The organism is Streptomyces kurssanovii (assembly GCF_040677245.1).
GTDB classification, from domain to species: Bacteria; Actinomycetota; Actinomycetes; order Streptomycetales; family Streptomycetaceae; genus Streptomyces; species Streptomyces kurssanovii.
In genome coordinates this window covers 1-3,551 of the sequence record NZ_JBFAQK010000119.1, presented here as the reverse complement: position 1 = coordinate 3,551, position 3,551 = coordinate 1, and the positions used below count along the sequence as shown (strand labels likewise).

Annotated in this window: 2 protein-coding genes and 1 pseudogene; all 3 read right to left on the bottom strand. The window is 68.1% G+C overall.

The genetic code is table 11. The features are described from left to right. On the bottom strand, positions 1-1,685 hold a 1,685-nt coding region (locus tag AB0K36_RS34575), incomplete at its 3' end, for an N-acetylmuramoyl-L-alanine amidase (protein WP_364601789.1). A gap of 42 nt (positions 1,686-1,727) precedes the next feature. Then, positions 1,728-2,981 carry an FG-GAP repeat domain-containing protein gene (locus tag AB0K36_RS34570; protein WP_364601787.1) on the bottom strand — a complete coding sequence of 418 codons (1,254 nt, stop codon included), beginning with the start codon at positions 2,979-2,981 and terminating at the stop codon, positions 1,728-1,730. Positions 2,982-3,305: 324 nt separating this feature from the next. Further along, positions 3,306-3,551 (bottom strand): annotated as a pseudogene (locus AB0K36_RS34565) (FG-GAP repeat domain-containing protein); the annotation flags it as partial.

Here is a 3,551-nt window from a genome sequence, read left to right as displayed (position 1 = left end):
AGATCGTCCCTCCCGTCACCGTCCACATCACCCAACGCCGGGAACTCCCCCGCCGGGCTGAAGAACTCATGCCACTTCACACCACCACCGAAGCCATCGACCCCGTTCGACAACGCCACATACACATCCGCCTCGGCACCCTGCGTGAACGTCACAATGTCGTCGAAACCATCACCGTTCACATCACCCACCGCCGGAACCTCACCCCCGGGAGCGAAATGCGTGTGCCACACCGACGCCGCACCGAACCCGGCACCCGTCGAGGCAGCCACATACACATCCGCCTCCGCACCACCGGTGAACGTCACGATGTCGTCCCGGCCGTCACCGTTGAAATCACCACTCAACGGCGACTCTCCACCAGGCGCGAAGAACTCGTGCCACACCCCCGCACCACCGAAGCCGGCACCCGTCGAAGCAGCCACATACACATCGGCCTCCGACCCATGCGTGAACGCGACGACGTCGTCCTTCCCGTCACCCGTGAAATCCGTCGGAGAACCACCGAGCTTCTCGCCGGCGCCGCTGGTGACCAGTTGCATGTAGTAGTCCCAGTTCCAGTGCGGCCCCGGGTCGGTGTGGTCGTTGCCCGGCAGTTCGTTGTGGCCGAGGATGTGCGCCCGGGTCTTCGGGATGCCGTACCGGTCGCACAGGTGCCTGGTGAGCGCGGCGGACGAGCGGTACACGGCGTCGGTGAACCAGGACGGGTTCGAGACGTAGCCCTCGTGCTCGATGCCGATCGACGAGGCGTTCGCGCTGCGGGCGTGGTACGCGGTGTCGGCGTCACGCACCGTCTGGGTGACGTCTCCGTCGGAGGACCGGATCACATAGTGCGCGCTGACACCGGCCGTGCCGTTCTGGAACCAGCTGATGGACCCCGCGTACGAGCCCTGGGTGACGTGGACGACGACCTTGTCGATCGGCGCGGCCCGCCCGGGTTCGTAGTTGTTCCCGTGTGCCGGCGCCCAGTGGGCGGGACCGTAGTCGGCGCTTTGGATGCCGGCCCCGGCCGACGCCCCGTCACCGGTGGACGCCCCGAGCGGCAGCACCTCCTCATAAGCGCCGCGCTCCGGCTCGACCTGGCGGGGCTTCACGGTGACGCGCTCTCCGCCCGCCACCCGTTGGCCGATCCCCTGGGCGAGGAAGCCGTAGACGGCGTCGGCGTACAGCCGTGCCGTGCGCGCCTGGGCGGCGCCGCTGTACTCGGCGACGACCGGGTACCACGCGTCGATCCGGTCACGCTCCGCGGCGTCGAGGCCGAGGCCGTCCGCGTACGCGCGAAGGACGGCGGCACCGCCGCGGATGTTGGCCGCGGTGTCGCGTTTCAGCTGGGCGGCGGACAGGCCGGTCAGCTCCGCGGCCTTCTCCAGCGTCCGGTGCGCGGGGTTGCCGGCCAGGTGCATCACACCGTAGCCGTTGGCCGAACTGGGCCTGCCGGCATGGCCGTCGAGGTGGGTCTCGCCGTATCCCACGGCGACGAGAAGATCGCGGGGTACGTCGAACTCCTCTGTGGCGGCGGCGAAAGCGGAGTTCATGGCGGATGCCCGGCCCTGCGACGGCCGGGCGTCGCGGTCGGTGTCGAGCGCTCCGGCCTGTCCGGTCAGCGCGAGCGCGGAGGCGAGTACGGCACCCAGGACGGCGGTCCGGGCGCGTGCGCGTCTACGTGAGTGTCCGTGCGGAGGCATGGCTTCTCCCTGGATTCGGTGGTGTGTCGCGGATCGGCCGGGTCAGAGGGTGGTTTCGCCGGGCAGGCCGAAGTAGTCGTGCCATTTGGCGCCCTGGACGAAGCCGTCGGCGCCGTTGGACAGCGCCACATACACATCGGCCTCGGCATTGCGGGTGAACGTCACGATGTCGTCCTTGCCGTCACCGTCGAAGTCACCCACATACGGGAACTCCCCCGCCGGAGCGAAGAACTCGTTCCACAACCGGCCACCCCCGAACCGGGCACCGTCCGACACCGCCACGAACACATCAGCATCCGAACCCTGCGTGAACGCCACAATGTCGTCCCGACCATCACCAGTGACGTCACCGACCCGCGGCTGCTCCGCACCAGGAGCGAAATGCTCATGCACCAACTGCCCCGGCCCAAAACCAGAGCTCCCGTCCGAGAACGCCACGTACACATCGGCGCTCGCACCCTGCGTGAACGTGACCAGATCGTCCCTCCCGTCACCGTCCACATCACCCAACGCCGGGAACTCCCCCGCCGGAGCAAAGAACTCATGCCACTTCACACCACCACCGAAGCCGTCCACCCCGTTCGACAACGCCACATACACATCCGCCTCGGCACCCTGCGTGAACGTCACAATGTCGTCGAAACCATCACCGTTCACATCACCCACCGCCGGAACCTCATGGCGCTGCGAGAAGAAGTCGTGCCAGACGGTCGCGGGGCCGAAGCCGTCGCCGTTGGACAGGGCGACGTACACGTCGGCCCCGGGGCCGTGGGCGAAGGTGACGACATCGTCCTTGCCGTCGCCGTTGAAGTCACCGCTGAGCGGCGTCTCTCCGCCAGGGGCGAAGAAGTCGTGCCACACCTTGGCGCCGCCGAAGCTGGTCCCGGTCGAGGGGGCGACATAGGTATCGGCCTCGCGGGTGCGGGTGAAGGCGACGATGTCGTCCTTGCCGTCCCCGGTGAAGTCGGTGGGACCGCCACCGTGGATCCCCGACATGCGCTCGGCCTCCGCGAGCAGCGCACGGGCTTTGGGCTCCGCCTCGTCGTAGCGGTAGGGATACGCGGACCGCTGGACGCTCTGAGCGAGTTGCCCCGCCGTGAATCCCGGGTTCGCACGGTCACTGTCGATGGCGCGGGTGATGAACTGCGTGGCCGCGTACCAAGGGTCCATGATCTGTTCGACGGTGCCCCAGCCGTAGCTGGGCCGTTGCTGGAAGACTCCGATGGAGTCCTTGTCGCCGCAGGCCAGATTGTTCATGTGGGACTCGACCCACCCGGCCTCGAAGGCGGCGAGCATCACCTTGGCGTTGGCATGGTGAGCGCGGGCGACACGGTGGACGACCACGATGACGGTCGGGTCATGGGTGGCCGGCACGGCGCACTCGATGTCGAGGACTTCGGCGTTGGCCTGGCGCTTTTCGGGTCTGGGCAGGGGTTCGCCCGCATGCGACGGGGCGGCGCCGGCGGCTATGAGCAGGCCGGCGGCCGCGAGGCCGGCGAGGTGACGGGGCAGGCGGGAGCGGGTCGGGTTGGTACGGGTCGGGTTGGTACGGCTTCGTCCGAGCCGGGACATAGGTGTGCCCTTTCAGCGGTGAGTCGGCTGCGTCTTGCTGAGTGCGGGTCAGAGGGTGGTTTCGCCGGGCAGGCCGAAGTAGTCGTGCCATTTGGCGCCCTGGACGAAGCCGTCGGCGCCGTTGGACAGCGCCACATACACATCGGCCTCGGCATTGCGGGTGAACGTCACGATGTCGTCCTTGCCGTCACCGTCGAAGTCACCCACATACGGGAACTCCCCCGCCGGAGCGAAGAACTCGTTCCACAACCGGCCACCCCCGAACCGGGCACCGTCCGACACCGCCACGAACAC

Coding starts and splice junctions, on each gene's coding strand:
- AB0K36_RS34570 (WP_364601787.1), bottom strand. CDS start 2,981: ATGCTCGCCGCCTTCGAGGCCGGGTGGGTCGAGTCCCACATGAACAAT.